A 26,673-nucleotide genomic window follows, 5' to 3' on the forward strand; every position below is an offset into this window, starting at 1 on the left:
GAGGGACGTCGAGGATGAGCACCAAGGACTTCATCGAGAAGGACTTCTACAAGGTCCTCGGCGTCCCCAAGGACGCCACCGAGGCCGAGATCAAGAAGGCGTACCGGAAGCTCGCCCGCGAGTTCCACCCGGACGCCAACAAGGGCAACGCCAAGGCGGAGGAGCGCTTCAAGGAGATCTCCGAGGCGAACGACGTCCTCGGCGACCCCAAGAAGCGCAAGGAGTACGACGAAGCACGCGCCCTCTTCGGCAACGGCGGCTTCCGCCCCGGGCCGGGCGCCGGCGGCTCCTTCAACTTCGACCTGGGCGACCTCTTCGGCGGCGGCGCCCAGGGCGGAAGCCCGGGCGGCTTCGGCGGCGGCATCGGGGACGTCTTCGGGGGCCTGTTCAACCGCGGCGGCACGGGTACCTCCCGTACCCAGCCCCGGCGCGGCCAGGACATCGACACCGAGGTCACCCTGACCTTCACGGAGGCGATCGAGGGCGCGACGGTCCCGCTGCGCATGTCCTCGCAGTCCCCGTGCAAGGCGTGCTCCGGCACCGGCGACAAGAACGGCACGCCGCGCGTGTGCCCGACCTGTGTCGGCACCGGCCAGGTCGCGCGGGGTTCGGGCGGAGGCTTCTCCCTCACCGACCCCTGCCCGGACTGCAAGGGACGCGGACTGATCGCCGAGCACCCCTGCCTGGAGTGCAAGGGCAGCGGCCGCGCCAAGTCGTCCAGGACCATGCAGGTCCGCATCCCCGCCGGGGTGACGGACGGGCAGCGCATCCGGCTGCGCGGCAAGGGCGCCCCGGGCGAGCGCGGCGGCCCCGCGGGCGACCTCTACGTCGTCGTCCACGTCGGGAGCCACCCGGTCTTCGGCCGCAAGGACGACAACCTGACGGTGACGGTGCCCGTGACGTTCGCCGAGGCGGCCCTGGGCGGCGAGATCAGGGTCCCCACCCTCGGGGGCCCGTCCCTGACCCTGAAGCTGCCGCCCGGCACCCCCAACGGCCGCACCATGCGGGCGCGGGGCAAGGGCGCGGTCCGCAAGGACGGCACCCGCGGCGACCTGCTGGTCACCGTCGAGGTGAGTGTCCCGAAGGACGTGACGGGGAAGGCTCGTGACGCGCTCGAGGCGTATCGCGAGGCGACCGCGGGCGAGGACCCGCGGGCTGAGCTGTTCGAGGCCGCGAAGGGAGCTTGAGAGTGATGGACGGCCGTCGGCGTAATCCGTATGAGCTGACCGAGGAGACCCCGGTCTACGTCATCTCGGTGGCGGCCCAGCTCTCCGGCCTGCATCCGCAGACGCTGCGCCAGTACGACCGCCTGGGCCTGGTCTCCCCCGACCGCACCGCCGGCCGGGGCCGCCGCTACTCGGCCCGCGACATCGAACTGCTGCGCACCGTCCAGCAGTTGTCGCAGGACGAGGGCATCAACCTGGCCGGCATCAAGCGCATCATCGAACTGGAGAACCAGGTCGCCGCCCTCCAGTCCAGGGTCGCGGAGCTCCAGGACGCCCTGGAGGGCGCGGCGGCGGCGATGCAGCAGCGCGAGGCGGCGGTCCACGCCTCCTACCGCCGGGACCTGGTCCCGTACCAGGAGGTCCAGCAGACCAGCGCGCTGGTGGTGTGGCGGCCGAAGAAGCCGAAGGACTGACCGACGGCACACGCGTGAAGGGGCCCGGAGGATCACCTGATCCCCCGGGCCCCTCGTCGTACCGTCAGGAGGACGGCGGTACGGCCACGCTCACCAGGACCGGCAGGGAGGTCGTGCCGTCCTCGCGCACCCCGACGACCTGGTACCACAGGGATGTTCCGGTCGGGGCGTTCTCGTCGTGGAGCGGCTCGTGGTCCGAGTCCGGAAGGGCGTCGAAGGTGGCGGTCAGCGGGTTCCAGCGGGCGGCTCGGAACCGCTCGTACTCCTCCGTGCCCGCGGGCGACCAGCCGCTCACCTGCACACTGCCGGAGCTGGAGAGCGGCGCGGAGGCGGCGTGCGTGGCCCCTGCGGGGGTCTCCACCGTGGGCCGCAGATCGTGCTCCGTGACGTCGGCCGTGGTGCCGGCGCCGACGTTCTCGGCGAAGTCGACCGGCCGGACGACGTAGCAGAGGTTCTCACCGTCCGCGACGTCGACGTCCTGGTAAGTGGTCGCGGTCACGGCCGTGTAGCCGAGCTTCTCGGTGTCCGTGCAGGCGCCGTCGACGGTCGTGCCGCGCCACACGGTGTACCGGTACAGGTCGGCGTCGGCCACCTGCGACCAGCTCACGGTGGTGCCCCAGTCCTCGGCGGCGGCGGTCACGGTCGCCGGAGCCGCGGGCGCCTGACCGTCGGTGCCGGCGGTGGCCGTCACCTCGCCGCTGCGCAGGCCTTCGTCGCCGCTGCTGTCGAAGCCGCTGACCGTGTACCGATAGGCGGTGCGGGCGACCGCCGACCAGTCGGTGCACAGCAACTGGTCGCTGCCGTCGGCGAGTTCGCGCTCGTACCACCCGCACCGGTCGGTCACCTCGGTCCAGTCGGTGCTCGTGCCCTCGGCGCGGTAGACGCGGAAGCCCGTGTAGGAGCCGCCGGACTTCCAGTCGGCGTCCCAGGTCACGGTGACCGCGCTGGCCCGCGGGAACGCCTGGCCGATCGTGGGGGCGGCCACCAGACGGCGGGCGGTCCTCGCCGCGGTGTAGGCGGTGACCCGGCCGCTCGCGTCGACCGCGGCGACGTGGTACGTGTTCCTGGTGGAGCGGGTCACCCCGGTGTCGTTCAACGAGGTGGCGGTGGTCTGCCAGCTCTTGCCGGGGTCGCCGGAGTAGCGGGCCACCCGGTAGCTGACCGCCCCGGGCACCGCGTCCCAGCCCACGGCGATCCCGGTGTCCGTGCCGGTCACGGTGAAGCCGGTCGGCGTGGTGACGGCGAGGCTGGTCACGGAGGCGGTCGCGGTGTCGGCCGAGTGGTTGCCGGCCTTGTCGAACGCCCGGAGCAGGTACTCGTACGTCTCCCCGGTGGCGGGCGGAGTGTCCGTGTACGAGGTGACGGTGGTCCCCGGGCTGCTCAGGATCTGCCAGCCGGTCGTGCCGGCCACCCGCCGGTAGACCCGGTATCTCGCCAGGTCCATCTCGGCGTTCTTCCGCCAGCTCAGTTTCGCCTGCTGGGTGGCGTCGGTGTAGGTGGCGGCGAAGCCGGCCGGGGCGAGCGGCTCGACCTTGTCCACGGTCGCGTCGGTGCGGGGGGCGTAGCCGACCTTCACCTTGGCGGCGCCGGTCCAGTTGACGTAGTCGACGCGCAGGGTGTGCCTGCCCCCGGGCATCGTCACGTTCAGGCTCTTCGAGCGTGAACCCGTCGTGTCGGACCACAGGTTGATCTTCCGGATGCCGTCCAGGTGGACACGGACGCCGTCCGTGCCGGAGGCGGTGAGGGTGAAGGGGCCGCCGGAGCCGAAGTCGCGGGTGACGGTCCAGCGGACGCCGAAGCCGTCCTTCGGGAGGCCGGAGGCGGGGGCGCCGCTCCAGCTCTGGTCGATCGCGCTGTCGCAGTCGGTCTTCTTCGGGGTGCCCTTGAACGTGGTGTTCGCGAAGAGCTGCCGCTTGTACCCGGGGGAGGTGCAGGTGGTGGCGGCGGAGGCGGGCACGGCGACGGCTGTGAGCAGGCCGCCGACGGAGGCGAGCACCACCGCGGTCGCGGCGGCCGCGGTGGTGCGTCTGGTGGGGATCATGAGCTCCTCGGTCGTGATGTCGTCGGCCGGGAAAGGTCTGACGACGATCACGACCGGTGGGGGCGGCGCGGGTTTGTGCGGGTCTTCCTGTGAATCAGCGGGCCGCCGCTGAACGACCGGCCGGGGCGGGGGCTGACGGGCCCGGCGGGGGCTGAGGGGCCCGCCGCCGTCCGCTACGGCGCGGTGACCGTCCAGTCGTCCGCCGGCAGGGACTCGGAACCGTCCTCGGCCACCGCCGTGACCCAGTAGAAGGAGGTGGTCCCGCGCGGCACGCCGGTGTCGAAGTACTCCAGGGCCCCGCTGGGGAGCTCGGCGATCGTCTCGTAGGCGGAGGTCTGCGGGTTCCAGCGGTGGACGCGGTAGCCGCCGGCCTGTTCCGGAGCCGAGTCGGCGAGCCCGTGCCAGGTCAGCCGGTTGCCCTCGTCGCCCTCGGCCGCCTCGGCCGTGAGCCCCAGCGGCGACCCCTCGGGCGTGGCCACGCCGGGCGTCATGTCGAGCTCGGTGGCGACGACGATCTGTGCCTCGCCGGTCGATGCGAACGACGAGTTCGTGGCGTGGTCGAGGGCGTCGACGATGAAGCAGGTCTCCTCGCCGTCGGGGAGGGTGGTGTAGGCGTAGGAGGTGGTGCCGGCGGGCACGGAGTAGCCCGGGTACAGGGAGCAGACCTGTTCGTCCCCCTCGTCGCCCCAGAGCACACCGCGGCGGACGGTGTAACTCTCCAGGTCCGCGGTCGGGTTGGGGTCCCAGCGCACCTCGAAGCCGTACGCGGTGGGAGTGACCGTCACCCCGGTGACGGCGGACGGCGGGGTGACGTCCCGGAGCGTGCCGACCACGGCGCCGGACTGCGCGGACTCGTTGCCCGCCGCGTCCAGTGCGGTGACGCGGTAGTAGTGGCTGGTGCCCTGCACGGCGGTGGAGTCCAGGTACGAGGTTCGGTCGGTGGTGCCGATCCGGGTGTAGGCGCCGCTCGGGCTCGCCGCCCGGTACACGCGGTACGACGTGGCCCCCGCGACCTCGCCCCAGGCGACCCGGAGCCCTTCCGGTTCGCTCGCGGTGGGACGCTGGACGGGCGCGGCGGGCGCGGTCCGGTCGACCGTGGTGACGGTCCTGGCGGCGGTGCCCGCCGACTCGTTCCCGGCCGTGTCGTAGGCGCGCAGTTCGTAGAGGTAGGCCGCGCCGTTCACCGGGAGCGTGGTGTCGGTGTACGCGGTGGAGGCGGTGGAGACCAGCCGGGTCCAGGTGGAGCCGTCGGCGGGGCGCCGGTAGACCCGGTAGCCGGCGAGGTCCATCTCCTTGTTCTTCGCCCAGCCGAGCCTGGCCTGACCGGTCGTGGGGTCGTAGGCGACCGCGAGGCCCGTCGGCGTGAGCGGTCCGGTCCTGTCGACCGTCGCCGAGGTGCGGGGCGCGTAGGTGAACTTGACGTTGGCGCCGCCGGTCCAGTTCACGTAGTCCACGCGGAGGGTGTGACTGCCCTTGGGGATCGTGAGGTCGAGGGTCCTGGAGACGGTCGAGGAGACGTTCTTCCAGACGTCGATCCTGCGGACGTCGTCGAGGTAGACGCGGACGCCGTCCTGGGCCGACACCGCGAAGGTGAAGGGGCCGCCGGAGCCGAAGTCCCGTGTCACCGTCCAGCGGACGCCGAAGGCGTTCGTGGGCAGACCGGAGGCGGGGGCCTTCGTGCCCCAGCTCTCGCTGATCGTCGCGTCGCAGTCCGTCTTCTTCGGGGTGCCCGAAAAGGTGGTGTTCGCGAAGAATTGACGCTTGTACACCGGGGAGGTGCAGTTCGTCGCGGCCGAGGCGGGCGCGGCGGTGGCGGCGGTGAGGAGACCGCCGGTCGTGGCGAGCACGACGACCGTCGCGAGTCTGGCTGGCTTCATTCGATCCTCTGGTCGGGAAGGGCGGACGCGTTCGACAAAAGCCCGTCGTGATCACGACTCGCGAGGACCGGTGGTGGTTGTAGGGCTCTTTGCCCGTTCGTGACGCCGGCTTTGAGGAGAGCCCGTAAAGAGTGTTCCGTACCCTCTTCGCTCCGTCTCCATGCGTCTTCACCCGCTGAGCGGAGGGTGATGTTGCTACTTCGTTAAGTAGTTTTGCTTGACTGGGGCGGCCGCCGCCGCGTTGTCTTTTCAGACACCTGGGTCAGCATGAAGCACCCATGTCCGGATCGCACCGAACGCACCTGAAGTGAGCCCCTCCATGCGTCGTATCGCCATAGCCGTGGTCGCCTCCACGATGTCCCTCTCGCTCGCGGGATGCGGGATGCTGGGGGCCTCGGAGGGCAGCAGCGACGCGACACCGACCCGGACCGACGACATCACCATCGGTGTGCTGATGCCGGAGGCGACGAACACCCGGTACGCGGAGTTCGACTACCCGATCATCAAGGCGAAGGTCGCCTCCCTGACGAACGGCAAGGGCAAGACCGAGTACGCCAACGCCGAGAACAGCGTGACGAAGCAGAACACCCAGATGCAGAAGATGATCGACCAGAAGGTCGACTGCATCCTGCTCGACGCGGTGGACTCCCACAAGATCGCGTCCATGGTGAAGAAGGCCAAGGAGGCGGGCATCCCGGTCATCGCCTACGACCGTCTCGCCGAGGGACCGATCGACGCCTACGTCTCCTTCGACAACGAACTCGTCGGCGAGGTGCAGGGCCGTTCCATCACCGAGGCGCTCGGCACCGCCGACACCGCCGACGAAATCGTCATGATCAACGGCTCGCCCACCGACCCGAACGCCGCCCAGTTCAAGCAGGGGGCGATGAACGAGCTCAGCGGCCGGGTGACGATCGCCGCGACCTACGACACCGACGGCTGGAAGCCGGAGATCGCCCAGGCCCACATGACCCAGGCGATCCAGAAGATCGGCAAGAGCAACATCGCCGCCGTCTACTCCGCCAACGACGCCATGGCCGGCGGCATCATCAAGGCCTTCGAGGCCGCGGGCGTCAGCGACAGCGACCTGCCCCCCATCACCGGCCAGGACGCCGAGCTGGCGGCCGTGCAGCGGATCGTCAGCGGCGAGCAGTACATGACCGTCTACAAGCCGTACGCGGGCGAGGCAGAGGCCGCCGCGGAGGCCGCCGTCGCCAAGGTCCAGGGCCGCGAGCTGCAGTTCGAGGCCCTCACCCGCGACAAGATCGACAGCCCCACGAACAAGGACATCCCGGCCAAGCTGGTGACCGTGGTCGCGCTGACCCGGAGCAACATCAAGAAGACCGTCGTCGCGGACGGCATCTACAAGGTGTCCGACATCTGCACCGCCGCCTACAAGCAGGCCTGCAACACCATCGGCCTGAAGTAGACCCTCACGCCACCCGGGTGAACTCGGCCGTCACCTCCGGCGGGCCGCCGGCCACGCCCCGGTAGACGCCCTTGTGCGGGGTGACGTGGCCGATGTCCTGGCAGACCCCGGCGCCCCGCTCCCTGGTCTCGGTGGCCGGGGTGTTCACGCCGGTGGCGCCGGGCAGGCAGGACACCCGGTCGGCGACCAGGGAGGAGCCGGCCACCGCCGTCTCGTGCGGGTCCAGGCCCTCCGCGGCCTTCCTCGCCCTCAGCACGAGGCAGGCCTCCAGGGCCCTGACTCTCTGCGCGACGCCGCGTTGTACGAGCTCCCACTCGACGGCGTCGAGGATCGTGGGCACGAGGTCCATCGGCCAGGGCCGCTCCTCGCCCGCGAAGGCGTCCCGGCGGTTTCCGGGAGCGCACACGCCCTTCGGGTGAGTTCCCGGGTCCGGCCGAACTCCCCCGTCGCCCGGCCGGACCGTCCCGGGTGCGGAGCACCCGGGGGGAAGTGGAATCAACCATGCCTGCCTCTTCGCACGCGCACCACCATCAGCTTGTTGCAGTGCGGGGGGCGGAGGCCGGGAGAAACCCGGTTATATGAGTGGTTTTCCGCTGCCCTGGCCGGGGGAGCCGTGTTGCGGAGCCGGTCCGACCCGCGCATAGTTGCGCTGCGGAGCGGCGACAAGAGGGGCGTCAAGCGGGGGTGGGATGGGCGATGGCCGGGCACGGGACGGAGGAGCATCCTCACGGTGCTGACCGACTGTGCGAGGCCGGGGATCGCGTGTATTCCCGGGCCGTACGGCGGGGGCGTGTGCCGCGCCGTGACGCCGAGCCGGTTCCGTGCCTGCTGGAGCTGGCCCTGCTGCACCCCGACCCCGACGACATGGACTGGCTGGTGCCGACCTCCCCGCAGGAGGTCATGACCCGGCTGCTGCGCGGCCTCCACGACGAGGTGAGCGCGAGCGAGCGGCGGATGGGCTCGGCGGTCGCCGCCTTCGAGTGGTACGCCGGGCTGGGCGGACCCGCACCGGGCGGGCCGGCCGGGGAGGGCGCGGCGATCCGGGTCCTGGACGGCGCCTCCCGTATCCAGGCGGCCCTGGACCAGGCGACCGAGGCGTGCACGACCGAGGTCCTGACGGTGCAGCCGGGCGGCATCCGGCGCGAGCACGAACTGTCGGAGGGCCTGCACCGGGCGCTGGAGCTGCGCGGCCGGGGCGTGCGGATGCGCGACCTGTACAACCATGTGGCGCGGCACGGCCAGGGCCTGCTGAACTACCTGGAGCTGATGGGCGACGCGGTGGAGGCGCGCACCCTGGACGAGGTCATCGACCGGCTGATCCTCTTCGACCGCACGGTGGCCTTCATCCCGGCGAACACCGACCGCACGATGGCGCTGGAGCTGCGCCACCCCGCGCTGATCGCCTACCTGGTCACGGTCTTCGAGCGGCTGTGGCGGCTCGGCATCCCGCTCACCGCCCCGCTCCCCGACCCGCGCATCGAGGGCATCTCCCATCGTGAGCAGTCCATCGCCGCGCTGCTGGCGGAGGGCCACCAGGACGCGGTGATCGCCGAGCGGCTCGGCATCAGCGTCCGCACCTGCCGCGCCCACATCGCCCGGCTGTCGGAGACGCTGGGCGCGGCGAGCCGCACCCAGCTGGGGGTGCGGATCGCCCAGGTGGGGCTGGACGGGCCGGTGGACGCGAGCGAGCTCAGCGTGCCGGTGCCGGGCGCGGTGCCGGATCCTGCTCCGGGGCCGCTTCCCGGTGCCGCTGTGCCGGGTGCGGCGGTTCCGGGTGCTCTTCCTGGTCGAGGATCCCCGACCGGCCGATGAGGTAGCCGAGCTGGGCGCGGCTCTCGCTGCCGAGGGTGGCGGCGAGTTTGGCGATGTGGACGCGGGCGGTGCGGATGTTCATGCCGAGCCGCGCGGCGATCACGGCGTCGGTGTGGCCCTCGACGAGGAGGGTGGCGATGGCCCGCTGACGGGGGGTGACGCCGTTGAGGGAGGGCCGTTGGACGGCCTCGGGGTACATGGGGGTGGCCAGCCGCCAGAAGCGGTCGAAGGCGGTGGCCAGATAGGTGACCAGGGCCGGGTGGCGGACTTCGAGGGCGAGGGAGCCGTCCTCGTCGGCGGGGAGGAAGGCGACCGTGCGGTCGACGATGATGAGGCGGTCGGTGACCTCGTCCAGGCCGCGGGCCTCGGCGTCGCCGTTCAGCTGCTCGTAGTGGCCGATGATGCTCTGGATGTGCCGGGTGGTGTGCTGGTAGAGCGTGCGGATACGGCAGCCCCGGTCGAGCACCGCCTGGTCGCGCTGGAGGGCGATCGCCTCGGCGGTGGCGGCGCGTTCGCCGTCGAGGCCGCTCCGGGGCTGGATGCACAGCAGTTCCCGGCGCATCTCGTCCATGGCTTCGGTGATGGCCTGGTTGATCCGTTCGGTGCCGCTGAGGACGCGCAGGGCGGCGGACTCCCGGGGGGCGGTGCGGCTGCCGGTGAGGCGCATGAGGGGTTCGAAGAGCGCGGTCAGCCGCTCCTCGCGGCGCCGTTCGTCGGCGATCCGGGCCGCGGTGGTGTTCAGCTGGCGGTGCAGGGCGACGGCGGGGGCGACGGGCTCGAGCCGGTCCAGGTCGTCGACGGCCGGGTGGAGGAGGCCGAGTTCGAGCAGACAGGGGGCGGGACCGGCGTCGGCGGCCGCGAGGTGGCCCTCGCGCAGGGCACGTTCGTAGAGCAGTGTGCCCTCGGCGCAGAGTTCTGCCACCCCGTGGTGGGGGTGCGGCGGCGCGTTCACGGCGGGTCCCTTTCCTGGTCGAGGATTCCTGAGCGTGCGATGAGGTAGCCGAGCTGGGCGCGGCTCTCGCTGCCGAGGGTGGCGGCGAGTTTGGCGATGTGGACGCGGGCGGTGCGGATGTTCATGCCGAGCCGGTCGGCGATCACGGCGTCGGTGAGGCCCTCCACGAGGAGGGTGGCGATGGCCCGTTGACGGGGTGTCACGCCGTTCAGGGTGGGCTGGCGGACGGCCTCGGGGTGCATGGGGGTGGCGAGGTGCCAGAGGCGTTCGAAGGTGGTGGCGAAGTACTCGATCAGCGCGGGGTGACGCACCTCCAGGGCGAGGGTGCGCTCCTTGTTGGCGGGGAGGAAGGCGACCGTGCGGTCGATGACGATGAGACGGTCGGTGACCTCGTCGAGGGTGCGGGCCTGGGCGTCGCCGCGGAGCTGCTCGTAACGGGCCAGGACGCTCGGGTCGTGGCGCGTGGTGTGGTGGTAGAGGGTGCGGATGCGGCCGCCGCGGTCCAGGAAGGCCTGGTCACGGGCCATGGCCTGGTCGTGGGAGCTGGGCCGGCCGCCGCGCTGTTCGCGGCGCGGCTGGATGGCGAGGAGTTCCTCGCGGGCTTCCGCGATCGCCTGGGTGAGGGCCAGGTTGATCGGGCCCTGCCCGTCGAGGAGGCTGATGGCCGGGGTGTGCGCGAACCCGGGTGCCCGATCGCCGAGGCGCAGGAAGGCGTCGAAGGTGTCCACCAGCCGGGCCTCGCGCCGCCGTTCGCGCGCGATGCGCTCCTGTGTCGTCACCAGGTGGCGGTGGAGGGCGACGGTGGGGGCGACCGGTTCGAGGAGCCCGGGGTCCTCCAGAGCGGGGTGCAGCAGGCCGAACTCGAGGAGGCAGCGGGCCTGTTCGGCCTCGCGGGCGGTGACGCGGCCCTCGGTCAGGGCGAGTTCGTACAGCCGCGCGCCCTCGGGGCACAGCTCCTCCACGCCGTGCCGCACATGGGGGGCGGGGGGCGGTTCCGCGTCGTCGTGTCCGTGCGCCTCGCTCGTCACCGGCGTCCTCTTCGGTCGCTCGTCACCTCACTGGTCCCGGTCCAGGATTCCGGACTGGGCTATGAGGTAGCCGAGCTGGGCCCGGCTGCCGCTGCCCAGGGCGGTGGCCAGCTTGGCGATGTGGGCCCGGCAGGTGCGCACGTTCATGCCCAGGCGGCGGGCGATGGCCTCGTCGACATGGCCCTCGACGAGGAGTTTGGCGATGGAGTGCTGGATGTCGGTGATGCCGTCCGGGTCGGTCTCGTAGGGGACGCCGGCGCGCAGCGGGACCGCGCGGCCCCACATGAACTCGAACACCTTGATGAGGTAGCCGACGAGGCCCGGGTGGCGCAGTTCCAGGGCGACCTGCCGGTCGTCGCTGATGGGGATGAACGCGACCGCCTCGTCGCAGATGATGAGCCGCTCCACCAGTTCGTCGATGGTCCGGTATTCGACCTTGCCGTCGGCGAACTGGTCGACATAGGCGAGTTTTTCGGGGCTGTACCGGGCCGTGTGCTGGTACAGCGTACGGATTCTGACGCCGCGTTCGATCAGCGGCCGGTCCCGCTCCAGGCCCTCGATGAGTCTGCGTTCGGGGCGGTGGCCGCTCGGCTGGACCGTCAGCATCTCGTTCTGGCACTGGGACGTGGCCAGGTCCAGCGCCGCGTTGATCCGGTCGAGTCCCTCCAGCACGGTGATGGAGTGCGTGGACGCCGTGACCTGGGCGCTCAGCGCCATGAACGGCTCGAAGGCGTCGGCCAGTTCGATGGAGGCGCGGCGGCGCTCGGTGATCTCGCGCTCGAGCGGGTTGAGGCGCTGCGCCAGGGCGACCGCGGGGGGAACCGGGCGCAGCCAGTTCGCGTCGTCCGGATCGGGATGCAAAAGGGCGAACTCCATCAGGCAGGGGGCGGCCTCGACGTCCGCACGAGCTATACGTCCCGTCCGCAGAGCATCCACATACAGACGGCTACCCTCCTCGCAGAGCGCGGTCACGGCATGGGGATGTTTCGCTTTAGTCCGATTCGTTGCCAAATCTCCACCCCCCAGGGTCCTGAACGTGCAGGAACATGATGCACCGATCGTGTGGCCATGACGTGCCCGAATGAGCCATCGTCTTAGTCGACGGGGGAAGAGGGGACCTTCAAGTGAGGACGAAGCCGACTATGGGTAAGAGAATGCTTCGCTCGGTGCTTGTCGCCGCCTTCTCCGCCGTTGTGGCCTTCGGATCGCTGAGTGGCCTCTCGGACGCGAAGGGTGACCTGCGGGCGGACAGTGTGTGGGCGATCACGCCGCCGTCCGTCGTGGCCGACGGCGACACTCCCGTCGGCACTGACGACAGTGTGTGGGCCTGACCATGACGACACCTCCCGACGACCGCTCCTTCCGCCGCGAGATGGCCACCGCCTACCGCTCCGGCTGGCACTTCATCGACCTGGTCACCGCCATCCCCCACAGCGGTGACTCGTTGATGGTGACCGTGTTCGGAGAACCGGTGGTCGTCACCCGGGACGATGAGGACGACGTGCGGGCCTACCGGTGCCTGCGGCGGCCTCGGGGGGCGCCGCAGCCCGTACGGTGCGCGATCCGGTACGGAATGATCTTCGTGAACCTGGACCAGCGTGACCATCAGTTGGCGGAGCCGGCACCCCAGGCCGCCCCGCGAACCATCTCAGCCACCCCCCGCAGTGCCTGACGCGATTCCCCCGTCGTAACAGATCGCCTCAGGTGCTTCCCCCCGCAGCGGCGTCACCGTGACCTGAACACGGTGACGCCGCTGCAGTTTCTGGGGACATTTCCCGGTATCGGAGCGCTTGCGCGGTGGCTGGAAAACGCCGGTGAGCGGGTGGGCGGGCGCGCCGCCCTTTTTCCGGTCAGCCGCGGCCCATCGCCCGCCCGACCTCGATCTCGACGACCACCCGCGTCGGGTTCACCCGCGGGGTCCTGCCGTACCGCTGCGCGTAGCGCCGTTCCGCCTCCGCGACCCGCTCCGGCTCCGTGCGGACGTGCGCCCGGCCCTCCAGTGTGGCCCAGCGGCGGCCGTCCACCTGGCAGACCGCGACCCGGGCGCCCTCCGGGCCCGCCGCCAGGATGTTGCGCACCTTCGTGCTCGCCTTGTCCGCGATGACCCGAGCGAGCCGCCGCTCCGGGTCGTATGTCACTCCGACGGGCACGACGTGCGGGCTGCCGTCCGGGCGGGGTGTCGTGAGCGTGCACAGGTGGCGTTCGCGCCAGAAGGCGAGGTACTCGGGGTCGAGTTCCTGGGGGTTGGTGGTCATAGGTCCGGAATCTAGCGGCTCCCGGCCTCCTCTCGGACACCGCCTCCCGGGTACCGGGCGTACCTTGAGCGGAATAGACTCAACTTTGTGTACGCTGACTGAGTCAGACACGGGAGACGGCTGACGCAAGGAGGAGACAGCGAACGTGGACGCCGAGCTGACCAACCGGAGCCGGGACGCGATCAACGCGGCCAGTAACCGGGCCGTGGCCGCAGGCCACCCCGACCTCACCCCTGCCCATCTGCTGCTCGCGCTGCTCCAGGGCCAGGAGAACGAGAACATCGTCGACCTGCTCGCGGCCGTCGACGCCGACCAGGCCGCCGTGCGCGCGGGCGCCGAGAAGGTGCTCGCGGGTCTGCCCAGCGTGACCGGGTCCACGGTCGCGCCCCCGCAGCCCAACCGCGAGCTGCTCACCGTCATCGCCGACGCGCAGGAACGCGCGCGTGACCTCGGCGACGAGTACCTCTCCACCGAGCACCTCCTCATCGGCGTCGCCGCCAAGGGCGGAGCGGCCGGCGAGGTGCTCGCCGGACAGGGGGCCACCGCGAAGAAGCTGCAGGACGCCTTCCAGAAGGCGCGCGGCGGACGCCGGGTGACCACCGCCGACCCCGAGGGGCAGTACAAGGCCCTGGAGAAGTTCGGCACCGACTTCACCGCCGCCGCGCGCGAGGGCAAGCTCGACCCGGTCATCGGGCGCGACACGGAGATCCGCCGCGTCGTGCAGGTCCTGTCCCGCCGTACGAAGAACAACCCCGTCCTCATCGGTGAGCCCGGCGTCGGCAAGACCGCCGTCGTCGAGGGGCTCGCCCAGCGGATCGTGAAGGGCGACGTGCCCGAGTCCCTCAAGGACAAGCGGCTCGTCGCGCTCGACCTGGGCGCGATGGTCGCCGGCGCCAAGTACCGGGGCGAGTTCGAGGAGCGGCTGAAGACCGTCCTCGCCGAGATCAAGGACTCCGACGGGCAGATCATCACCTTCATCGACGAGCTGCACACGGTCGTCGGCGCCGGCGCCGGCGGCGACTCCGCCATGGACGCCGGCAACATGCTCAAGCCCATGCTGGCCCGCGGTGAGCTGCGCATGGTCGGCGCCACCACGCTCGACGAGTACCGGGAGCGGATCGAGAAGGACCCGGCCCTGGAGCGCCGCTTCCAGCAGGTGCTGGTGGCGGAGCCGACCGTCGAGGACACCATCGCGATCCTGCGCGGTCTCAAGGGCCGCTACGAGGCCCACCACAAGGTGCAGATCGCGGACAGCGCCCTGGTGGCCGCCGCGACCCTGTCCGACCGGTACATCACCTCCCGCTTCCTGCCGGACAAGGCCATCGACCTCGTCGACGAGGCCGCCTCCCGGCTCCGTATGGAGATCGACTCCTCGCCCGTGGAGATCGACGAGCTCCAGCGGTCCGTGGACCGGCTGAAGATGGAGGAGCTGGCCCTCAGCAAGGAGACGGACGCCGCCTCGCGCGATCGCCTGGAGAAGCTGCGCCGCGACCTCGCCGACCGGGAGGAGGAGCTGCGCGGTCTCACCGCCCGCTGGGAGAAGGAGAAGCAGTCCCTCAACCGGGTCGGCGAGCTGAAGGAGAAGCTCGACGACCTGCGCGGCCAGGCCGAGCGCGCCCAGCGCGACGGCGACTTCGACACCGCCAGCAAGCTGCTGTACGGCGAGATCCCGTCCCTGGAGCGCGACCTGGAGGCCGCCTCCGAGGCCGAGGAGGCGTTGACATCCACCGCCTCCGGCGGGGGCGCCAAGGGCACCATGGTCAAGGAGGAGGTCGGCTCGGACGACATCGCCGACGTCGTCGCCTCCTGGACCGGCATCCCGGCCGGCCGCCTCCTGGAGGGCGAGACGCAGAAGCTGCTGCGGATGGAGGAGGAGATCGGGCGCCGCCTCATCGGCCAGGCCGAGGCGGTGCAGGCCGTCTCCGACGCCGTACGGCGCTCCCGCGCGGGCATCGCCGACCCCGACCGCCCGACCGGCTCCTTCCTCTTCCTCGGCCCGACCGGTGTCGGCAAGACCGAGCTGGCCAAGGCCCTCGCCGACTTCCTCTTCGACGACGAGCGGGCGATGGTCCGCATCGACATGTCGGAGTACGGCGAGAAGCACAGCGTGGCCCGGCTCGTCGGCGCGCCCCCCGGCTACGTCGGCTACGAGGAGGGCGGCCAGCTCACCGAGGCGGTCCGCAGGCGCCCGTACAGCGTCGTGCTGCTCGACGAGGTGGAGAAGGCGCACCCCGAGGTCTTCGACGTGCTCCTCCAGGTCCTGGACGACGGACGGCTCACCGACGGCCAGGGCCGCACGGTCGACTTCCGCAACACGATCCTGGTCCTGACGTCGAACCTGGGCAGCCAGTTCCTGGTCGACCCGGTCGCCACCGAGGCGGAGAAGAAGGAGCAGGTCCTGGAGGTGGTCCGGGCGTCCTTCAAGCCGGAGTTCCTCAACCGGCTCGACGACCTGGTCGTCTTCTCGGCGCTCAGCAAGGACGAGCTCGGCCGGATCGCGCGGCTCCAGATCGACCGCCTCGCGCGGCGCCTGGCCGACCGCCGCCTCAGCCTGGAGGTCACCGACGCGGCCCTGGCCTGGCTCGCCCACGAGGGCAACGACCCGGCGTACGGCGCCCGCCCGCTGCGCCGCCTGGTCCAGACGGCCATCGGCGACCGCCTCGCCAAGGAGATCCTGGCCGGCGAGGTCAAGGACGGCGACACGGTCCGTGTGGACGCCTTCGGCGACGGCCTGATCGTGGGCCCCGCCAGCGGCAAGACGCTGTAGCCGCGGGGCGGGCGGCCGGGGCGGCCGCTCGCCCTGAGCGGAATTACGCCAACCGGAGGTGAACCCTGGAGGGCGGGGCTTGCCACCCCCCTCCCCGCATGGGGGAGGATGGCGGGATCCGTACGAAGGGAAAATCACGGTGAGCATCGACCCGTCCTCGATTCCGAACTTCGGGGGCCAGCCCGAGCCGCAGCCCCAGGGACCGGCCGGCCCCGTCGTTCCGGATCAGGATCTGGTGAAGCAGCTCCTCGACCAGATGGAGCTGAAGTACGTCGTCGACGACGAGGGTGACCTCGCGGCGCCGTGGGAGGAATTCCGTACGTACTTCATGTTCCGCGGCGAGGCGGACCAGGCGGTCTACTCGGTGCGGACGTTCTACGACCGGCCCCACAAGATCGACGACAAGCAGCAGCTGCTGGAGGCGATCGACGACTGGAACCGGCGCACCCTGTGGCCCAAGGTCTACACGCACACCCACGACGACGGCACCGTCCGCCTCATCGGCGAGGCGCAGCTGCTGATCGGCGCCGGGGTGAACATCGAGCTGTTCGTCTCCTCGACGGTGAGCTGGGTGCGCGCGGCCATCGAGTTCGACAAGTGGCTGGTGGAACAGCTGGGCCTCGAGCAGGAGGTCAACGAAGCGGAGGACACGCCCGAAGAGGGCGACGAGTAGGCCGTACGACCGGCCTGTTCGTCAGCGGGGCGCCCGTCCACACCCTGTGGACGGGCGCCCCGCCGCGTCGGCCGGGCCACCGGGCTCCCCGGGGGCCTGGTTCAGCCCGCCAGCGCCTTCAGCCGCGTCACCGCCTCCTCCAGCACGCTCGCCCGCTTGCAGAACGCGAACCGCACGAACGGCGCGCCCGCCTCGCGGTGGTCGTAGAAGACGGCGTTGGGGATGGCGACCACGCCCGCGCGCTCGGGCAGGGAGCGGCAGAAGGCGAAGCCGTCGCTCTCGCCGAGGGGCCGGACGTCGGTGGTGACGAAGTAGGTGCCGGCCGGACGGAAGACGGCGAAGCCCGCCTCCGCGAGGCCCGCCGCCAGCAGGTCCCGCTTGGCCAGCATGTCCGCGCGGAAGGCGTCGAAGTACGTGTCGGGGAGGGAGAGCGCCTCCGCGACCGCGTACTGGAACGGCCCCGACGACACGTACGTCAGGTACTGCTTCGCCGAGCGCACCGCCGTGACCAGGCCGGGCGCGGCCGTGACCCAGCCGACCTTCCAGCCGGTGAACGAGAACGTCTTGCCCGCCGAGCCGATCGTCACCGTGCGCTCCCGCATCCCCGGCAGGGTCGCCAGCGGCACGTGCTCGGCCCCGTCGAACACCAGGTGCTCGTACACCTCGTCCGTCACCACCAGCAGGTCCCGCTCCACGGCCAGTGCGGCGATCGCGGTCAGCTCCTCGCGGGTGAGGACGGTGCCGGTCGGGTTGTGCGGGGTGTTGACCAGCAGCAGACGGGTCCGGTCGGTCACCGCGGCACGCAGTTCGTCCAGGTCGAGGCGGAAACGGGCCTGCTCCGGGTCCGGGCGCAGGGTGACCGGCACGCGCGTGGCGCCCGCCATGGCGATGCAGGCGGCGTAGGAGTCGTAGTACGGCTCCAGGGCCACCACCTCGTCGCCGGGCTCCAGCAGGGCCAGCAGGGCGGCCGCGATGGCCTCCGTGGCGCCGGCGGTGACCAGCACCTCGGTGTCGGGGTCGACGGCCAGGCCGTAGCGGCGGGCCTGGTGCGCGGCGATCGCCGCGCGCAGCTCGGGGACGCCCGGGCCCGGCGGGTACTGGTTGCCGCGGCCGTCCCGCAGCGCCCGCACGGCCGCCTCGCGGATCTCCTCCGGGCCGTCCGTGTCCGGGAAGCCCTGCCCGAGATTGATGGCCCCGGTCCGCACCGCCAGGGCGGACATCTCGGCGAAGATCGTCGTCCCGAACTCGGCGAGACGACGGTTCAGGAACGGGCGCGCACTGGAGGTCATGCCGGTCATCCTGCGCCGAAGCTCTGGAGTTCCTCAAGTGTGCTTTGGCCGGTGAGGCGGGCGGGCATCCCCCGTTCACGCAACGCCCACGCACCACGCGAGGCGCCCACGGGGGGCCGCTTCGGGGGATTCGGAAGGAGGGTGGGGCCATGGTTCTCGGCATCATCCTGACGGGGGTCGCAGTGCTGTTCGTGGCGGTTCTCGTCACCAGGGCCCGGAGGAGGAGCCGGCGGCACGTGTACGGCGCTCCGGTGCGGTCGTACGGCGGCGGGTCCGCGGGCGGCCGGTCCGGCAGCCACGGGAGCAGCCGCACGTACACGGGCAGCGGCAGCTCCAGCGGTACGGCCGACGCGGCGGCGGCGAGCTGGTGGGTCTTCGGCGGGGACGGCGGATCGTCCTCCGGCCACTCCGGTCATTCCGGTCACTCCGGCCACCATTCGGGTGACTCCGGCGGCCACTCGGGTGGTCACTCCTGCGGCAGCTCGTCGTCCTGCGGCAGCTCCTCGTCGTCCTGCGGTGGCGGCTCGTCCTGCGGGGGAGGAGGCGGCGGATGCGGCGGAGGCAGCTGACACGGGGCAGCTGAGCTCCCCGAGGGGGAGCCGCATCCGGACCGCGGGGTCCGCCCCCGACCAGGGCGCCCCGCGGTCGCACCATGTGACCGGCGGCCGTACCCGCACGGCGGGCGGCGTACCGCGCCGGTGCGGCCGCCTCGTGTACCCGCGTTCGCGCCGTTCATGTGGGGCGCGTTGGCGCACGATCAGGTCGTTTGTCGCGCGTCCGGTTGAACAGTTGATCTGTGGAGCCCCCCGAGGGATGGAAACCCCACGAAGTTGGGTAAAAACGCTGTGGCGTCGCCGCAGTTCATGATTCCCTCTAGAGCACCAACGCAGCCCCTCGGACCCCTACGGACGTCCCGCGCGGACGCCCCTTCCGGACCGGGCCGGCCGGGGCCGATCTCCCGGTGTCTACCGGGTCCACCGGGGTGCGCCATTTTCCCTCCCTCCTTGCGTCTCCGCGGAGCCGATCCATGCTCACGACCCTGAACACCTCCTACACCGACACGCGTGCCGCCGACCTCGCCTGGGCCCTGGGGCGGGAACCGCTGCCCGCCCTCGCCACCCTCGACCTCGAACTGTCCGGCGCGAAGCTCCAGTTGCGACTGCTGGGCGCCTCGCACCAGGTGTTGCTGGAGGGGGAGCAGGGCCGTTGTTCGGAGACGGTGGCGTGTCTCCCCGGCAGCAGCACCCCGTTGCCGCTGGGCGTCGCCAAGCGGGTGGGTGAATGGGAGTACGAGTTCGCGGCGCGCGTCGAGGTGCTGACGCCCGGTCAGTTCGCGGGCCGCGCCCAGGAACTGCTCGCCCTCGTCACCGACCATCCGCACGGTCTCGCGGGCGTCTTCCCGGGCAGCCCGCACGCGTTCACCGCGCTCCTCGCCCAGCGGCACGAGGACCACGTCCACTGGCGCACCTGGCACGCCTACCCGCAGGACGGGCAGTTGGTGGCGACACGGACGAGGGTGGCCGTCCGTGCGCGCGCGAACAGGCCGGGCGCGTGAGGGGTTTGGCGGGGAGGCGCCGTGTTTGAGGGCCATCTTCCACACGTGTGGGTGACGAAGCGTCCCGGACCCGTGACGTAACGTCGCAGTCGTGATCGAACCGCACGCCCCGGCCCCGCCCGGTGCCCCACCGCCCCGGCGCGGCCCCACGCGGCTCCCCGTCCGGCCGGACGTCGGGCGGTTCCTGGTGCTCACCTGCGTCTTCGTCTGCGCGGCCTGCGGACTCGTCTACGAACTCGAACTCGTCGCCCTCGCCTCCTACCTGATGGGCGACTCCGTCACCCAGGCCTCCGTGGTGCTGTCCGTGATGGTCTTCGCGATGGGCATCGGCTCCCTCGCGGCCAAACGGCTGCGCCGGTTCGCCGCGGCCGGCTTCGGTGCCCTGGAGGCGGTCCTCGCCCTGGTCGGCGGCTGCAGCGCGATGGCGCTGTACGCGGTGTTCGCCTGGACGGGCGGCTGGGGCGGTCTGTGGGCCGACGGCCCGCGCGTCCTCCTCGTCGCCTTCTCCCTCGCCATCGGCCTGCTCATCGGCGCCGAGGTCCCCCTCCTCATGGAGCTCATCCAGCGCGTCCGCCGCCAGGACGCGGGCGGCGCGGTCGCCGACCTGTTCGCCGCGGACTACGTCGGCGCGCTCGTCGGCGGCCTGGCGTTCCCCTTCCTGCTGCTGCCCTTCTTCGGCCAGCTGACCAGCTCCCTGCTGACCGGCGCGGTCAACGTCGTCGCCGGGGGCGCCCTGGTCCTCGGCCTGTTCCGCCGCGACCTCAGCCGCCGCGCCCGCGGCACCCTGCTGGTCGCCGGCGTCGTCGTCATCGGTGTCCTCGCCTCCGCCGCGGTCCTCGTCGACGACTTCGAGCGGGCCGCACGCCAGGCGGTCTACGGCGACGACGTGCGCGTCGCCCTGCGGACCGGCGTCCAGGAGGTCGTCCTCACCGGCGGCACCCACGGCCGCCCCCTCGCCCTCTACCTGGAGGGCCGGCTGCGCGTCGGCGGCGACGAACGCCGCTACCACGAGGCCCTCGTCCTCCCCGCGATGAACGGCCCCCACGCGCGCGTGCTCGTCCTCGGCGGCGGCGACGGCCTGGCCGCGCGTGAGGCCCTCGCCCTCCCCGGCGTGCGCCGTGTCGACATCGTCGAACTCGACCCGGGCCTGGTCCGGCTGGCCCGCACCGACCCCGCCCTCGCCCGCCTCAACGCCCGCGCCTACGACGATCCCCGCGTCCACGTCACCACGGCCGACGCCTTCCACTGGCTGCGCGGGGCGCCCCCGGCGGCGTACGACGTCGTGATCGCGGACCTGCCCGACCCCGGCATCACCGCCAGCACCAAGCTCTACTCCCTGGAGTTCTACGGCCTCGCCCGGCGGGCCCTCGCCCCGGGCGGGCGGCTCGCCGTGCACGCCGGGCCGGTGACCGGCCGGCCGCGGGTCTTCTGGACGGTGGAGGCGACCGTGCGGGCGGCGGGCCTGCGCACCGTCCCCTACCGCGTCGACTCCCGCGACCCCGGTCTCCCCGGCGGCCCCGGCCGCGGCACCTCCCGCGCCCCCCATGACTGGGGCTTCGTCCTCGCCGCCGCCGGCAGCCGCCCGCCCCTGCGCCTCGCTCCCGCCGGACACCTCCCGCGCGCCCTGACCCAGCGGGATCTGACGGCGGACGCGCGCGCGGTCCGGGGGACGCGGGTGGCGGGCGTACGGGCCTCGACGCTGGTGCACCCGCGGTACTGAGAAGACCGACGGGTACCACCGCGTGCGGTCCCCGGGAGCCGAATCCCGGTTTTGCCGGGTGCTTTCGGCGGGCGGCTGGGTAGGCTCCGCCACTATGGAGCATGAGGTGTTCGTTCCGGTTCCGGCCGAGCGGCTGAGGGCGGTCCTCGCCGACCCCGCGCAGGTGGCCCGTGCGGTGCCCGGCCTCCAGCAGGACGCCGGAACCGAACCCGTCGCCGGGCGGCTGAAGGTCCGTATCGGCGGCCACACCATCACCTACCGGGGGTCCGTACGGGTCTCCGCGCGGGAGGACGGCGCCTACGCCCTGGCGGGCGACGCCACCGAGGCCCGGGGCAGCGGTTCCGTGAAGCTCGCGCTCCTGGCGCGGCTGCGGGACACCGGCACCGGCACGACCCTCCACTTCGAGGCCACGGCCGCGGCGGACGGCCGGGTCGCCGAACTGCCCGAGGAGCAGGTGGCGGCGGCGGTCGCACGGTTGCTGAACCGCTTCGCGGAGAACCTGGTGACGGCGGCGACGGCCGGGGGAGGCGTCCCGGGTGCACCGGCCGAGAGCCGCGCGCCGGAGGAGCCGGCTGGAGGGGCCGTGCCGGGGGAGTCCGCCGAGACTGCCGTCCCGGGGGAGCCGGTCGAGGGTGCCGTCCCGGGGGAGCCGGCCGGCGAGGCGGCGTCCGAGGAGGCCGCCGAGAGCGCCGTACCGCAGGAGCCCGCCGAGGGCGCACCACCCGTCCAGCCCGCCGAGGGCGTCGCGTCCGGGGAGCCCGCCGAGGGCGCCGTCTCGGGGGAGCCGGCCGGCGAGGCCGTGTCCGAGGAAGCCGCCGAGGGTGCCGTACCGCAGGAGCCCGCCGAGGGTGCCACGTCCGGGGAGGCCGCCGAGGGCGTCGTATCGGACGAGGGGGCCGAGGTCCCGCCGTCCGGGCTCGACGAGGAGGCCGGCGACCTCGCCCCCGGTGAGCCCGGTGAGCCGCCCGCCGAGGCCGCGCACGCGCGCCGCACGATGATCGGGCGCAGCGCGGAGGAGGTGGACCACGCCCCGCCGCGCGGACGGTACGCCCCGGTCCCGGCGCCGCAGACCATCGCGCCGAACAGCACGCTGCGCTGGGCCGCGCCCGCCGCCGCGCTGGTCGTGGCGTCGGCCATCGTGGTGGGCCGGGCGCTGCGCCGCCGCAGGTAGCCGCGTGCCGGGGCGGCCTTCGGGCGGCCCTCTTGATCGGGCCAGTAGGGTCGACCCGTGACTGACGAAGACATCACGCTGACCGCGGGCGACGCGGAGGTGACCGTGCGGCCGGGCAACGGCGGCCGGGTCGGTGGGCTGCGCGTCGGCGGACTGGAACTGCTGCGGCAGGGCGAGCGGTTCGGCTGCTTCCCGATGGTCCCCTGGTGCGGCCGGATCCGGGACGGCCGGTTCCGCGACGGCGCGACCGTCCACCAGATGCCGCTGAACGCCGCGCCCCACGCCATCCACGGCACCGCCCGCGACGGCGCCTGGAAGGTCGCGCGGGTCACGGCCGACGAGGCCGTCCTGACCTACGACCTGGTGGACCCCTGGCCGCACCCCGGCCGGGTCACCCAGGTGGTCACCCTGACCGAGGACGCGCTCACCCTCGCCATGGGCGTGGAGACGTACGGCTCGTCCTTCCCGGCGCAGATCGGCTGGCACCCCTGGTTCAACCGGAACCTGGGCGGCGAGGACGTGCGGATCGCCTTCGACGCCGCCTGGCAGGAGGAGCGCGGCGAGGACCATCTGCCGACCGGGAACCGTGTCGAGCCGAAGCCGGGGCCGTGGGACGACTGCTTCGGCATGCCGGGCGGCGTCTCCGTCGCCCTGACCTGGCCGGGACAGCTGCGGGTCGAGGTGACCAGCCCGCAGGAGTGGGTCGTGGTCTACGACGAGCAGGAGGCGGCCGTGTGCGTGGAGCCGCAGACCGGCCCGCCCGACGGGCTGAACACCCTCCCGCGCCAGGTCACCCCGCTGGAGCCGCTGGAGGCGACGACGACCTGGACCTGGACCCGCCTCTAAGCTGTTCGGCATGACGGACGTGGATGTACGCGGCGCGCTGCTGCAGCAGATCAAGGACAAGGCCGTGGTGCACGGCAAGGTGACCCTGTCGTCGGGGCTGGAGGCGGACTACTACGTCGACCTCCGCCGCGTCACCCTCGACGGCGAGGCCGCCCCGCTGGTCGGGCAGGTGCTGCTCGACCTCACCGCCGAGCTGGAGTTCGACGCCGTCGGCGGACTGACCATGGGCGCCGACCCGGTCGCCGCCGCCATGCTGCACGCGGCCGCCGCCCGCGGCCGCAGGCTGGACGCCTTCGTCGTGCGCAAGGCGGCCAAGGCGCACGGACTGCAGCGGCGGGTCGAGGGCCCCGAGATCAAGGGCCGCCGGGTCCTGGTCGTCGAGGACACCTCCACCACCGGCGGCTCGCCGCTGACCGCCGTGGAGGCCGTGCGCGAGGCGGGCGCCGAGGTCGTCGCCGTCGCGACCATCGTGGACCGGGCGACCGGCGCCGACGAGAAGATCCGCGCGGGCGCGGGCGTCCCCTACCTGTTCGCCTTCTCGAAGGATGAACTGGGTCTGGACTGACCAGCCTTTCCGACCTGGAATGGACCGCTGTGCGGTCCGCCCGTGGACCGGCCATGGACCATCCGCACATCTCTGGAAAGATGGGGACGACGACGACGTCGAACCCCAAGGTCTAGGTCAGGGCCGTAAGCACGCAGTACGCCAACCCGCACACTCAAGGAGCGGACGAATGCCCATCGCAACCCCCGAGGTCTACAACGAGATGCTCGACCGGGCGAAGGCAGGCAAGTTCGCCTACCCGGCCATCAACGTCACCTCGACCCAGACCCTGCACGCGGCTCTGCGCGGCTTCGCGGAGGCGGAGAGCGACGGCATCATCCAGATCTCCACGGGTGGTGCCGAGTTCCTGGGCGGCCAGTACAGCAAGGACATGGTGACGGGCTCCGTGGCCCTGGCCGAGTTCGCGCACATCGTCGCCGAGAAGTACCCGGTCACCGTCGCCCTGCACACGGACCACTGCCCGAAGGACAAGCTCGACGGGTACGTACGTCCGCTGCTGGCCGTCTCCGAGGAGCGCGTGAAGGCCGGCCGCAACCCGCTCTTCCAGTCGCACATGTGGGACGGCTCCGCCGAGACCCTCGCCGACAACCTGGAGATCGCGCAGGAGCTGCTCGCCCGCGCCGCCGCCGCGAAGATCATCCTCGAGGTGGAGATCACCCCGACCGGCGGCGAGGAGGACGGCGTCTCGCACGAGATCAACGACTCCCTGTACACGACGGTCGAGGACGCCATCCGTACGGCCGAGGCGCTCGGCCTGGGCGAGAAGGGCCGCTACCTGCTGGCCGCGTCCTTCGGCAACGTCCACGGCGTCTACAAGCCGGGCAACGTGGTCCTGCGTCCCGACCTGCTCAAGGAGCTGAACGACGGCGTCGCCGCGAAGTACGGCAAGCCGGCCGGCTCGCAGCCCTTCGACTTCGTCTTCCACGGCGGCTCCGGCTCCACGGAGGAGGAGATCGCGACCGCGCTGGAGAACGGCGTCGTCAAGATGAACCTCGACACGGACACGCAGTACGCCTTCACGCGTCCCGTCGCCGACCACATGTTCAAGAACTACGACGGCGTCCTGAAGGTCGACGGCGAGGTCGGCTCCAAGAAGACCTACGACCCGCGGACCTGGGGCAAGCTGGCCGAGGCGAGCATGGCCGCGCGCGTCGTCGAGGCCACGCAGAACCTGCGTTCGGCGGGCCAGAAGATCAAGTAGGCCCACGCGTCCCAGCGAGCCCGGTGCCTCGGCGCCGGGCTCGCTGTATACCTGGGAACATGCCCGACGTCCGGCTGTCCTCGCCTCAGGGCAAGTGGATCGTGTTCACCACGGTCCTCGGCTCCAGCATGGCCCTCCTGGACTCGACCGTCGTCAACGTCGCGCTGCCCCGCATCGGCGAGGACCTGGACGCGGACCTCGCGGCCCTGCAGTGGACGGTCAACGCCTACATGGTGACGCTGGCCGGGCTGATCCTGCTGGGCGGCTCCCTGGGGGACCGCTACGGGCGCCGCAAGGTCTTCGTGGTGGGCGTGGTGTGGTTCGCCGCGGCCTCGCTGCTGTGCGGGCTGGCGCCGAACGCGGGCGTGCTGGTCGCGGCCCGTGCCCTGCAGGGCGTCGGGGGCGCGCTCCTCACGCCCGGTTCCCTGGCGCTGATCCAGGCCTCCTTCCACTCCGACGACCGGGGGCGGGCCGTGGGCCTGTGGTCGGGGTTCGGGGGCATGGGGGCGGCCGTGGGGCCCTTCGTCGGCGGCTGGCTGGTGGACGGGCCGGGCTGGCGGTGGGTGTTCCTGCTGAACGTGCCGCTGGCGGTGGTGTGCGTGCCGGTGGCGCTGCGGCATGTGCCGGAGTCGGGGGACCAGCGCGCGCACGGCCGCTTCGACGTGCTGGGAGCGGCGCTGGGGGCGCTGGCGCTGGGTCTGGTGACGTACGCGCTGATCGAGGCGGGCGGTGGGCGGTCCGTGGCCGTCGCCCTCACGGCGGTGGGCGGGGTCGCCGCCGGGGCGGCCTTCCTGTCCGTCGAGCGGCGCCGGCCCGACCCGATGATGCCGCTCGACATCTTCGCGTCCCGCCAGTTCAGCGCCGTCAACGTGGTCACGCTGTGCGTGTACGCGGCCCTCGGCGGCTTCTTCTTCCTCTCGGTGGTCCAGCTCCAGGTCGTCGCCGGGTACTCCGCGCTCGGCGCCGGTACGGCGCTGCTGCCCACCACCGTGCTGATGCTGCTGCTCTCCGCCCGGTCCGGTGAGCTGGGCGAGCGGATCGGGCCGCGCATCCCGCTCACGGTGGGCCCGCTGCTGTGCGCGGCGGGGATGCTGCTGATGCTCCGGGTCGGCGCGGGCGCGTCGTACGCCGCCGACGTCCTGCCCGCCGTCCTGGTGCTCGGTCTCGGCCTGGTCACCCTGGTCGCCCCGCTGACCGCGACCGTGCTGGCCTCGGTGGACGTGACGCGGGCCGGGCTCGCCAGCGGCGTCAACAACGCGGCGGCCCGGGCGGCGGGCCTGGTCGCGGTGGCCGCGCTGCCCCTGCTGACCGGGATGGGACCGGAGGCGTACCGCTCGGCGGAGGCTTTCGAGGGGCCGTTCCGGCGGGCGATGGTGTGGTGCGCGGGGGTGCTCGTGGTGGGCTCGGCCGTGGCCTTCGCGACGGTACGGCGGCCCCCGCCGGACTGCGGCCACCCGGAATGCAGAACCCACTGCTGCGTCTCGGCTCCGCCGCTGGAGGGACGACGGGGGCGGGGAAGCGTGCCCTAGCAACGACCACGGCCACCTGCGGCCCGGGGGGAGCCGATCGCGCAGTTCCCCGCGCCCCTTCGTGCGCTGGGCTGCGGCTGGCGGGTCGGCTGCGGGCCGGTGGGGGTTGGTCGCGCGGTTCCCCGCGCCCCTTCGTGTGCTTGGCTGCGGGTGGTGGGTCGGCTGCGGGCCGGTGGGGGTTGGTCGCGCGGTTCCCCGCGTCCCTTCGTGTGCTTGGCTGCGGGTGGTGGGTCGGCTGCGGGCCGGTGGGGGTTGGTCGCGCGGTTCCCCGCGCCCCTTCGTGTGCTTGGCTGCGGGTGGTGGGTCGGCTGCGGGCCGGTGGGG

Annotated in this window: 23 protein-coding genes and 1 pseudogene; 16 read left to right on the plus strand and 8 right to left on the minus strand. The window is 72.3% G+C overall.

What is annotated here, in order from left to right; all coding sequences use genetic code 11:
* Positions 1–14: 14 nt before the first annotated feature.
* A complete protein-coding gene (gene dnaJ / locus ACFY2L_RS21415; protein ID WP_390659232.1) occupies positions 15–1,187 on the plus strand; it encodes a molecular chaperone DnaJ in 1,173 nt (390 codons plus the stop codon).
* 5 nt (positions 1,188–1,192) lie between these two features.
* Positions 1,193–1,639 carry a heat shock protein transcriptional repressor HspR gene (locus ACFY2L_RS21420; protein WP_390659233.1) on the plus strand — a complete coding sequence of 149 codons (447 nt, stop codon included), beginning with the start codon at positions 1,193–1,195 and terminating at the stop codon, positions 1,637–1,639.
* Positions 1,640–1,703: 64 nt separating this feature from the next.
* On the opposite strand, the gene ACFY2L_RS21425 is transcribed toward ACFY2L_RS21420, so the two are convergent.
* Positions 1,704–3,680 (minus strand): PA14 domain-containing protein, encoded by a 1,977-nt coding sequence (locus ACFY2L_RS21425; RefSeq protein WP_390823072.1) that lies wholly within the window; start codon positions 3,678–3,680, stop codon positions 1,704–1,706.
* Between the two features lie 173 nt (positions 3,681–3,853).
* Positions 3,854–5,557, minus strand: a complete 1,704-nt coding sequence (locus ACFY2L_RS21430; RefSeq protein WP_390823073.1) for a fibronectin type III domain-containing protein — start codon at positions 5,555–5,557, stop codon at positions 3,854–3,856.
* Between the two features lie 319 nt (positions 5,558–5,876).
* Here ACFY2L_RS21430 and ACFY2L_RS21435 point away from each other — a divergent pair, with 319 nt between their 5' ends.
* Positions 5,877–6,986 (plus strand): substrate-binding domain-containing protein, encoded by a 1,110-nt coding sequence (locus ACFY2L_RS21435; RefSeq protein WP_390659236.1) that lies wholly within the window; start codon positions 5,877–5,879, stop codon positions 6,984–6,986.
* A gap of 4 nt (positions 6,987–6,990) precedes the next feature.
* On the opposite strand, the gene ACFY2L_RS21440 is transcribed toward ACFY2L_RS21435, so the two are convergent.
* A complete protein-coding gene (locus ACFY2L_RS21440) occupies positions 6,991–7,392 on the minus strand; it encodes a hypothetical protein (protein ID WP_390823210.1) in 402 nt (133 codons plus the stop codon).
* A 290-nt stretch (positions 7,393–7,682) separates the two neighbouring features.
* Between ACFY2L_RS21440 and ACFY2L_RS21445 the strand changes: the two genes are divergently transcribed.
* Positions 7,683–8,798, plus strand: coding sequence for a LuxR C-terminal-related transcriptional regulator (locus tag ACFY2L_RS21445; protein ID WP_390823074.1), 1,116 nt, complete (start codon positions 7,683–7,685; stop codon positions 8,796–8,798).
* Here ACFY2L_RS21445 and ACFY2L_RS21450 read toward each other — a convergent pair.
* From ACFY2L_RS21450 to ACFY2L_RS21460, 3 genes and pseudogenes are all read right to left on the minus strand, one after another.
* Positions 8,764–9,750: pseudogene (locus tag ACFY2L_RS21450) on the minus strand (LuxR C-terminal-related transcriptional regulator); the annotation flags it as partial. The gene ACFY2L_RS21445 and the pseudogene ACFY2L_RS21450 overlap by 35 nt on opposite strands.
* Entirely contained in the window at positions 9,747–10,778 is a 1,032-nt protein-coding gene (locus tag ACFY2L_RS21455) for a LuxR C-terminal-related transcriptional regulator (RefSeq protein WP_390823075.1), read from the minus strand. The pseudogene ACFY2L_RS21450 and the gene ACFY2L_RS21455, both read right to left, overlap by 4 nt.
* Before the next feature lie 27 nt (positions 10,779–10,805).
* Positions 10,806–11,789 (minus strand): helix-turn-helix transcriptional regulator, encoded by a 984-nt coding sequence (locus ACFY2L_RS21460; RefSeq protein WP_390659239.1) that lies wholly within the window; start codon positions 11,787–11,789, stop codon positions 10,806–10,808.
* Positions 11,790–11,902: 113 nt separating this feature from the next.
* Between ACFY2L_RS21460 and ACFY2L_RS21465 the strand changes: the two genes are divergently transcribed.
* Positions 11,903–12,109: a hypothetical protein gene (locus tag ACFY2L_RS21465; RefSeq protein WP_390659512.1), complete on the plus strand. Its 207-nt coding sequence runs from the start codon at positions 11,903–11,905 to the stop codon at positions 12,107–12,109.
* A gap of 2 nt (positions 12,110–12,111) precedes the next feature.
* Positions 12,112–12,450: a hypothetical protein gene (locus tag ACFY2L_RS21470; RefSeq protein WP_390659240.1), complete on the plus strand. Its 339-nt coding sequence runs from the start codon at positions 12,112–12,114 to the stop codon at positions 12,448–12,450.
* A gap of 178 nt (positions 12,451–12,628) precedes the next feature.
* On the opposite strand, the gene ACFY2L_RS21475 is transcribed toward ACFY2L_RS21470, so the two are convergent.
* Entirely contained in the window at positions 12,629–13,033 is a 405-nt protein-coding gene (locus ACFY2L_RS21475; protein WP_390659241.1) for a pyridoxamine 5'-phosphate oxidase family protein, read from the minus strand.
* A 145-nt stretch (positions 13,034–13,178) separates the two neighbouring features.
* Between ACFY2L_RS21475 and clpB the strand changes: the two genes are divergently transcribed.
* Both clpB and ACFY2L_RS21485 read left to right on the plus strand, forming a co-directional pair.
* A complete protein-coding gene (clpB, locus tag ACFY2L_RS21480; protein ID WP_390659242.1) occupies positions 13,179–15,800 on the plus strand; it encodes an ATP-dependent chaperone ClpB in 2,622 nt (873 codons plus the stop codon).
* Positions 15,801–15,939: 139 nt separating this feature from the next.
* Complete coding sequence (locus tag ACFY2L_RS21485; RefSeq protein WP_390823077.1) at positions 15,940–16,473, plus strand: YbjN domain-containing protein; 534 nt, start codon at positions 15,940–15,942, stop codon at positions 16,471–16,473.
* A gap of 101 nt (positions 16,474–16,574) precedes the next feature.
* Here ACFY2L_RS21485 and ACFY2L_RS21490 read toward each other — a convergent pair whose 3' ends face one another.
* Positions 16,575–17,771, minus strand: coding sequence for a pyridoxal phosphate-dependent aminotransferase (locus ACFY2L_RS21490; RefSeq protein WP_390659244.1), 1,197 nt, complete (start codon positions 17,769–17,771; stop codon positions 16,575–16,577).
* 140 nt (positions 17,772–17,911) lie between these two features.
* Between ACFY2L_RS21490 and ACFY2L_RS21495 the strand changes: the two genes are divergently transcribed.
* The 8 genes from ACFY2L_RS21495 (at position 17,912) to ACFY2L_RS21530 (ending at position 26,349) form a co-directional block, all read left to right on the plus strand.
* Positions 17,912–18,331 carry a hypothetical protein gene (locus tag ACFY2L_RS21495; RefSeq protein ID WP_390659245.1) on the plus strand — a complete coding sequence of 140 codons (420 nt, stop codon included), beginning with the start codon at positions 17,912–17,914 and terminating at the stop codon, positions 18,329–18,331.
* A gap of 458 nt (positions 18,332–18,789) precedes the next feature.
* Complete coding sequence (locus tag ACFY2L_RS21500; RefSeq protein ID WP_390659246.1) at positions 18,790–19,317, plus strand: DUF2617 family protein; 528 nt, start codon at positions 18,790–18,792, stop codon at positions 19,315–19,317.
* A gap of 91 nt (positions 19,318–19,408) precedes the next feature.
* Complete coding sequence (locus ACFY2L_RS21505) at positions 19,409–21,037, plus strand: polyamine aminopropyltransferase (protein WP_390659247.1); 1,629 nt, start codon at positions 19,409–19,411, stop codon at positions 21,035–21,037.
* A 94-nt stretch (positions 21,038–21,131) separates the two neighbouring features.
* Positions 21,132–22,208, plus strand: a complete 1,077-nt coding sequence (locus tag ACFY2L_RS21510) for an SRPBCC domain-containing protein (protein WP_390823078.1) — start codon at positions 21,132–21,134, stop codon at positions 22,206–22,208.
* Between the two features lie 57 nt (positions 22,209–22,265).
* A complete protein-coding gene (locus tag ACFY2L_RS21515; RefSeq protein ID WP_390823080.1) occupies positions 22,266–23,054 on the plus strand; it encodes an aldose 1-epimerase in 789 nt (262 codons plus the stop codon).
* Between the two features lie 10 nt (positions 23,055–23,064).
* A complete protein-coding gene (gene pyrE / locus ACFY2L_RS21520) occupies positions 23,065–23,619 on the plus strand; it encodes an orotate phosphoribosyltransferase (RefSeq protein WP_390659250.1) in 555 nt (184 codons plus the stop codon).
* A gap of 169 nt (positions 23,620–23,788) precedes the next feature.
* The gene (fbaA, locus tag ACFY2L_RS21525; RefSeq protein ID WP_390659251.1) at positions 23,789–24,820 is read left to right on the plus strand and encodes a class II fructose-bisphosphate aldolase; all 1,032 of its coding nucleotides are present in this window, start codon (positions 23,789–23,791) and stop codon (positions 24,818–24,820) included.
* A 59-nt stretch (positions 24,821–24,879) separates the two neighbouring features.
* Positions 24,880–26,349, plus strand: coding sequence for an MFS transporter (locus ACFY2L_RS21530; protein WP_390659252.1), 1,470 nt, complete (start codon positions 24,880–24,882; stop codon positions 26,347–26,349).
* Positions 26,350–26,673 lie beyond the last annotated feature (324 nt).

The sequence above is a fragment of the Streptomyces sp. NPDC001381 genome (genome assembly GCF_042895685.1).
GTDB lineage: Bacteria > Actinomycetota > Actinomycetes > Streptomycetales > Streptomycetaceae > Streptomyces.